This window comes from Microbulbifer hainanensis (genome assembly GCF_014904735.1).
Classification (GTDB): domain Bacteria; phylum Pseudomonadota; class Gammaproteobacteria; order Pseudomonadales; family Cellvibrionaceae; genus Microbulbifer; species Microbulbifer hainanensis.
In genome coordinates, this window is record NZ_JACZCR010000012.1 from 23,289 (window position 1) to 30,569 (window position 7,281).

General features: G+C 57.5%; 7 protein-coding genes. 2 read left to right on the top strand and 5 right to left on the bottom strand.

Features of this window, described 5'->3' with window-relative positions; all coding sequences use genetic code 11:
• Positions 1-46: 46 nt before the first annotated feature.
• Entirely contained in the window at positions 47-1,360 is a 1,314-nt protein-coding gene (gene argA, locus IG168_RS04480) for an amino-acid N-acetyltransferase (protein ID WP_193162171.1), read from the top strand.
• A gap of 139 nt (positions 1,361-1,499) precedes the next feature.
• Positions 1,500-3,335 (top strand): dihydroxy-acid dehydratase, encoded by a 1,836-nt coding sequence (ilvD, locus tag IG168_RS04485; protein WP_193162173.1) that lies wholly within the window; start codon positions 1,500-1,502, stop codon positions 3,333-3,335.
• 67 nt (positions 3,336-3,402) lie between these two features.
• Here ilvD and IG168_RS04490 read toward each other — a convergent pair whose 3' ends face one another.
• The 5 genes from IG168_RS04490 to IG168_RS04510 all read right to left on the bottom strand — a co-directional run.
• Positions 3,403-4,068 (bottom strand): energy transducer TonB, encoded by a 666-nt coding sequence (locus IG168_RS04490; protein WP_193162175.1) that lies wholly within the window; start codon positions 4,066-4,068, stop codon positions 3,403-3,405.
• Positions 4,069-4,280: 212 nt separating this feature from the next.
• Entirely contained in the window at positions 4,281-5,612 is a 1,332-nt protein-coding gene (locus tag IG168_RS04495) for a tetratricopeptide repeat protein (protein ID WP_193162177.1), read from the bottom strand.
• 11 nt (positions 5,613-5,623) lie between these two features.
• Complete coding sequence (locus tag IG168_RS04500; protein ID WP_193162180.1) at positions 5,624-6,247, bottom strand: energy transducer TonB; 624 nt, start codon at positions 6,245-6,247, stop codon at positions 5,624-5,626.
• A gap of 5 nt (positions 6,248-6,252) precedes the next feature.
• Complete coding sequence (locus tag IG168_RS04505; protein ID WP_193162182.1) at positions 6,253-6,654, bottom strand: ExbD/TolR family protein; 402 nt, start codon at positions 6,652-6,654, stop codon at positions 6,253-6,255.
• 131 nt (positions 6,655-6,785) lie between these two features.
• A partial coding sequence (locus IG168_RS04510; RefSeq protein WP_193162184.1) for a MotA/TolQ/ExbB proton channel family protein occupies positions 6,786-7,281 on the bottom strand: 496 nt, incomplete at its 5' end.

Genomic DNA, 7,281 nt, shown 5'->3' on the forward strand with positions numbered 1-7,281 from the left:
ATTGCGGTATATTCAGCAGCAACCGATAAAATACGGATGTCGATGAGTGAGTGACAACAACGCCTCCCTGAACTGGTTTCGCCACGCCGCACCCTACATCAACGACCTGCGCGGCCGCACGCTGGTGATCGCCATTCCCGGCGATGCACTCGAACACGCCAATTTTCGCAACCTGGTGCACGACCTGGCACTGCTCGCCAGCCTGGGTGTGCGCCTGGTCGTCGTGCACGGTGCACGCCCCCAGGTGAATCGGGTGCTGGCCGAGCGCGGCGTCAGCAAGCAGTTCCACGGCAACACGCGGGTAACCGACCGCGAAACCCTGGAAATCATCAAGGCCGCGGTGGGCAAGCTACGCTTCGATATCGAAGCGGCATTTTCCCAGGGACTGCCGGACTCCCCCATGGCCCGCTCGGCGCTGAAAGTAATTTCCGGCAACTTCGTCACTGCGCGCCCCATCGGTGTACTGGACGGTGTGGATTTGCGCTGGACCGGGCGCGTGCGGCGCATGGAAGTCGACACGATTAATCGGGCACTGGAACAGGGTTCACTGGTCTTACTGTCACCGCTGGGCACTTCGCTGACCGGCGAGCTGTTCAACCTCAACTATCTCGATCTGGCTGCCGAGGCCGCCCGGGCGCTAAATGCGGAAAAACTCGTGCTGTTTCGCGAAACGCCACAGCTACTGGTCAATGGCGAGGTCGTGCGCGAGCTGAGCATCGTGCAGGCGGAGCAGATCGCGGCCACGGTGGACAGCGAATCCCTGCAATGTGCAATACGCGCCTGTAACGCCGGTACGCCGCGCACGCACCTGCTCAGCTATGTACAGGACGGCGCCCTGGTACAGGAGCTTTTCCGCCGCGAGGGTGCCGGCACCATGATTTATCGCGACAGCTATGAAGTCGTGCGTCGCGCGCGCATCACCGACGCCGGCGGTATCCTCGGCCTGATCCGGCCGCTGGAGAAGCAGGGCATCCTCGTGCGGCGTTCACGGGAAAAGCTGGAAGCGGAAATCGAACACTTCACCCTGGTGGAAGTCGACGGCACGCCGGTGGCCTGCGCCGCGCTCTACCCAATTCAGGACGAGCAGGGCAAGGCGGTGGCCGCCGAACTGGCCTGCGTGGCCATCCACCCGGACTTTCGCCGGGGCGGCCGCGGCGCCAAGCTGCTGCAACACCTGGAACGCCAGGCGGGCATGCTCGGCATCGACGATCTCTTCGTGCTGACGACGCAGACCGAACACTGGTTTATCGAACACGGGTTCCGCCAGGTGTCGGTGCAGGACCTGCCCGCGACACGGCAATCCCTGTACAACATTCAGCGCAATTCGCGGATTTTGCGCAAGCGCCTCGCCGCGCAATAAACCGCTGCTCAGCGCGCGGAATGGCGGACAGGCATCCCAATTATCGGTACATTACTTGTGATCTAAGCGAAACCATCCCAGATTCCGCAGACTTTTGTTATGCTGTCTGCCCGTTTTTGTACAGCCGGACGAATACACCATGCCCGAATACCGTTCCCGTACCTCCACCGCCGGCCGCAATATGGCCGGCGCCCGCGCGCTATGGCGCGCGACCGGAATGAAGGATGACGACTTCCACAAGCCGATCATTGCCGTGGCCAACTCTTTCACCCAGTTTGTGCCCGGACACGTGCACCTGAAAGACATGGGCCAGCTGGTGGCACGGGAGATCGAAAAGGCCGGCGGCGTGGCGAAGGAGTTCAACACCATCGCCGTGGACGACGGTATCGCCATGGGCCACGACGGCATGCTCTACAGCCTGCCGAGCCGAGAGATTATCGCGGACTCCGTCGAATACATGGTCAACGCCCACTGCGCCGATGCACTGGTGTGTATTTCCAACTGCGACAAGATCACCCCCGGCATGCTGATGGCCGCGCTGCGGCTGAATATTCCGGTGATCTTTGTATCCGGCGGCCCCATGGAAGCGGGCAAAACCAAACTGGCTGAGCACAAACTCGATCTGGTGGATGCGATGGTGATCGCCGCCACCGATTCCGCCTCGGACGAAATGGTGGCGGAGTACGAACGCTCTGCCTGTCCGACCTGCGGATCCTGCTCCGGCATGTTTACCGCGAACTCGATGAACTGCCTCACCGAAGCCCTGGGCCTGTCGCTGCCCGGCAACGGTACGCTGCTGGCCACTCACGCGGATCGCGAAGAGCTATTCCTGCGCGCCGGGCGTGAAATTGTCGCGCTGGCCAAGCGTTATTACGAGGGGAACGACGAAACGGCGCTGCCGCGCACAATTGCCAACCGCGCCGCCTTCGCCAATGCCATGGCCCTGGACATTGCCATGGGCGGGTCGACCAATACGATTCTGCACCTGCTCGCCGCAGCGCAGGAGGGCGAAGTCGATTTCACCCTCGCGGACATCGACCGCCTGTCCCGCAAGATTCCGCAATTGTGCAAGGTGGCCCCGAACACACAGAAATACCATATCGAGGACGTGCACCGCGCCGGTGGTGTTATGGCCATCCTGGGCGAACTAGAAGCGGCCGGCCTGCTGGACGCATCCCTTCCGACAGTGCATAGCACCTCTCTGAAAGAAGCGCTGGACTGCTGGGATATCCGCCGCACCGACGACCCGGCGGTACACCGGTTTTTCCGCGCAGGCCCTGCGGGCATTCCGACCCAGACGGCGTTCAGTCAGGACTGCCGCTGGAACAATCTCGATGGCGATCGCGAGAGTGGCTGTATCCGCTCGGTGGAGCACGCTTTTTCCGCCGAAGGCGGCCTCGCGGTGCTGTTCGGCAACCTGGCACCGGACGGCTGCGTGGTGAAAACCTCCGGTGTCGAAGAGTCATTGTGGAAATTTGAAGGGCCCGCACATATCGTCGAGAGCCAGGAAGCCGCAGTGGCCAACATTCTCGACGGCAAGGTCAAGGAGGGTGAGGCCGTGATCGTGCGCTACGAGGGCCCCAAAGGGGGTCCCGGCATGCAGGAAATGCTGTATCCCACCAGCTACCTCAAATCCAAGGGGCTGGGCAAATCCTGCGCGTTGATCACCGACGGGCGCTTTTCCGGCGGCACCTCGGGCCTGTCTATTGGCCATGTGTCACCGGAGGCCGCCGCCGGCGGCGCCATTGGGCTGGTTCAGGATGGCGATACCGTGCGCATCGATATCCCGGCACGCACGATCGAAATTGCCGTAGGCGATGCCGAACTGCACCGGCGCCGGGAAGCAATGGAAGCACGCGGCCACGATGCCTGGAAGCCAAAAGAACAGCGCCCGCGCAAAGTGAGCAAAGCCCTCAAGGCATATGCCCTGCTGGCCACCAGTGCCGACCGCGGTGCGGTGCGCGAAATCGACTGACGCCTTTAAAAAACGACTCAAATAAAAATTAAAAAAGAAGCGGCCAATGGCCGCTTCTTTTTTTCCTTTAATCCGCGATTTTGAATGAAATCCGGTTACGCACACCGTGGCGCTCTACCGGCCTGCCTTCATCTAGCGGCGGTTGATATTTGAATCGCGCCACAGCAGCCAGTGCTGCGCGATCAAACAATCCTGTCGCATTACCTGCGCTGTCGTAACCGGCCACAACGCGCGGATGCAACACACTACCCGTCTTGCTGATACTGAATTCCACCACAACATAGCCTTCGATACCCCGTTGCAGTGCAACGCGCGGATAGCGCGGTGCGGGCTTGAATACCGGCACCGGATCGCGGGTAACAATATTCGCACCAAGCTTATTTTTTTGCGGGCCAGGCGGCGCCATACGCGTGGGGATTGTCACCGGATCTACGTCTGTTTCAAAAGTCGTCGTAGGCGGCTGCGGCGGTGGATCCAGGGGTTTTGGCGGTGCTTCGTTGGTCAGGGGGTTGGTGGGTTTGAGGTCCGGCAGGACCACGTCCTTGACCGTTATACCCTCATCGATATTGGGTTCCTGGTAATTTGTCGCGATCAGCTGGCTCATCGCCAGCACCAGCAACAGCGTAATCAATGCGGCCAGACCGATACTGCGGGCGAACTGCATCGAGCGATTAACAAAGGCGGATAGATAATCAAAGACGGGATTGGAATCTAGCGTATAAGCTTTATCCATAACACCTCTCCTCATTATTTTCAGGGTGTTGAACGTGGCGATTGGCATCGCCTGTTTTGGAAAAGCTGATCAGCTATTTAAACCAAATAGTCGATTTCGACGAATGTGCAAATAATTCCGCTTAGACAGGCAAAATTTGCGTATTTTTTCGACAAAAAAAGGCCGCACATTTCTGTGCGGCCTTTTTGAGAAGATACTGCTCGGAGCGGCAATTACATTGCCAGCTTCTCCTCGCGGCTCTTCTCTTTCTGAACGAAGTCGATCCACTGATCGGCAAACTTCTTGGAGCGCTCATCCTTCTGCGCCTTCTTGAAATCCGCCAGGGCAGCGTCGAACTTCTTCAGGTTGGCATTCGCCATACCCATCACGATGTACACCTGATCCTTGCGCTTCAGGCCACCTTTTTTCAGGGCCTTGGCGCCGACATCGAGTGCCTTCTCGTTCTTGTCCAGGTCCAGGTAGATACCGGACAGACGTGCGTAGATTTCACCCTTATCGGACAGCTTGGCCGCGGCCTCGAGGTTGGGAATAGACTTCTGCAGCTCCTGCGCCATCTGGTAAGCCTGAGCCAGGGTTTCCAGATTCTTGGAGGTGCGTTCGATCTTCTTCTCTTTGATACCTTTATCGAGAACCTTGGCGCCCTTGTACGGCATCTCGTTACCCATAAAGAGATAGGCCATATTCAGCAGCTCTTTCTCTTTCTGCAGGGCACCGGCGATATACGCGGACTCCATCATGTACAGCTGGTCCTGGTCGCGCTTCAGCTCGCCGTACATACCGGCCAGCTGCTTGTAGTACTCCCCTTTCGGGTAGTGCTTAACCAGCTTCTCCAGGATCTTGGCGACCATCTTGTAGTCGTTTTTCTCGTAGTAGAGGAAACGCTGCAAGCTGAGCCAGTTTTCCTTCGGCACCTTGCCTTCTTTTTCGAACATGGAGACCGACTTGTTGATGTTCTCCAGCGCCTTGGCCTGATCACCCTTCTGGTAATAAACCTGGGCGAGCAGAGCGTAATCGGTAGCACTGACACTTTCAGCAGCGGCCATCCATTTCTTCAGGTAAGTCAGAGCCTGGTCGTAATTTTCCTGCACGAAGTACAGCTGGGCGATGGTCTTGTAGGTATTCAGCTCGACACCCACCGGGATGTTATCCACACCCTGGGCCAACACCTTTTTGTAGGCGTTGATCGCGTCGTTGTACCGCTCCATGCTGTAGTAGACAAAGCCGTAAAAGTAGTACATCTGCGCTACTTCGTAGGCGTTGTACTTGTCCTTGCCGGCTTCCATATCACGCAGCGCGGCCAGGGCGGCCGGCCAATTCTGCGCGTCTGCGGCTTCCTGAACCTTACCCAGCTTCTTGAACACGTTTTCCCGCATGGCCGGAACCTTGCGCGTCTTCTCAGCAGCCTGAACCTGGGCGAAAGAGGCGGAAACACCCACCGCTTCCAGCACAGTTACGCTCACGGCCGGGGCCATTACCAGGGGCAGCGCCACGGAAGTGCGCAAGACGAATCTGGATAAACCCTTCGTCATGGTCGTCAACTTCATATGCTTCCCCTTTAGTTCTTGGCCATGTTAAAGCTGATCTTGGTTTTTACACCAGGAACTTCAATCGGCTGACCGTCAACCACGCGCGGCTTGTACTTGTATTTCAACGCTGACTTGATCGCCGCGCGGTTGAAAATAGTCGTGGGGTTGCCGTCATTGGTAAACGCTTCAACCACACGCGGATCCCGTACAGAGCCGTTCTTAGTTACGGTGTATTCAACGATCACATAACCCTCGATGCCACGCTGCAGTGCACGGCGCGGATACTGCGGCTGCACTTTCACGATCGGGAGGTAGTCACCCTCGCTGGCAAACCCGCCGATACCGCCAACTTTCAGGTCTGCGCTCGCACGCGGTGCAGCCATGTTGAGGGTGGTGTCTGTGTCGGGGTTGTCGAACTCAGGTTCCGGCATTTCCGGCGGCGGAGTTTCCGGCTCGTCGGGCTTGTCCGGTTTGCTGGTATCGTACTGAGTTTCAATCTTCTGCTCAGGCATCACGATATCGGCAACCTTGATTTGCTCCTCATCTTCCGGAGCTTTCATGTTTGCCTTAATCAGCAGATGCATGGTGAAGATCAGGGCAAGGGTAGTGGCAATTGCCAGCGCGCCCGCCCCTATTAATCTTACCGGATTCATAGCTGTTAACTCTTTTCTGTCGCGACCGAAACTTTTTCGATACCGATTTTCCGGGCGGCATCCGCTACCAGGGCAATCTTCTCGATACTCGCTTTCTTATCGGGCTGAATTACCAACCATCCCTTGGGATTTTCCGCGTAGAGACGCTCCAGAGTCGTTTTGACTTGGCGGTCGTCTATCTTGTCCTTGGCAATCCAGATTTCGTCATTGGCGTTAATCGCTACCAGAATCGAGGCGGCTTTGAGTTCAGCGGTCGTCGCTTCCGGCTTCACAACTTCGGCACCCGGCTCCTTGATAAAGGTCGCGGTGACGATAAAGAAGATCAGCATGATGAACACCACGTCCAGCATTGGCGTGAGGTCAATCGCGCCCGCTTCTTCTTCTGCCGTATTTTGTCTTTTGCTCATAGCAACTCTCTTTGCGAACTTTCTTGCCAGGGACCCACAGGGGCCCCCTGTCGAAAGTTTCTGGCTTGGCTAAACCTTCACAGCAAATAAGCATGGGTCTTTGACCTGGCTTATTTGCCTTGTGTGGTGCCTTAGTGATCCATCGTCAGATGGTCTTCCAGCAGCTGGGTTTCGCGCTCTGCGGTACGAGTGACGTAGGTGTTAGCAAATACACCGGACAGTGCCGCAACCATACCTGCCATTGTAGGAATGGTTGCCATGGATACACCACTGGCCATTTGCTTGGCGTCACCACCGCCGGTCAACGCGAGAACATCAAACACGTTGATCATGCCCCAGACCGTACCCAGGAGCCCGAACAGGGGCGCCAGGGCAACACAGGCCTGGATCATGTCCATATTGCTATGGATCTTCTCGGATACCCGCGAAATCAATGCGTAGCGGACCTGGTGGGCATTCCAGGATTTGCGCTCGGGGCGCCCTTCCCACTGGTCTATCGCAACGCGAACGTCGTCTTTCAATCCACCGTGGAAATAAAAGACGCGCTCAAAGATCAGCATCCACATAAAGAAGGTCAGGCCGGCGATCAGAAACAGTACTGGCCCGCCCGACGCCATAAAGGCGTTG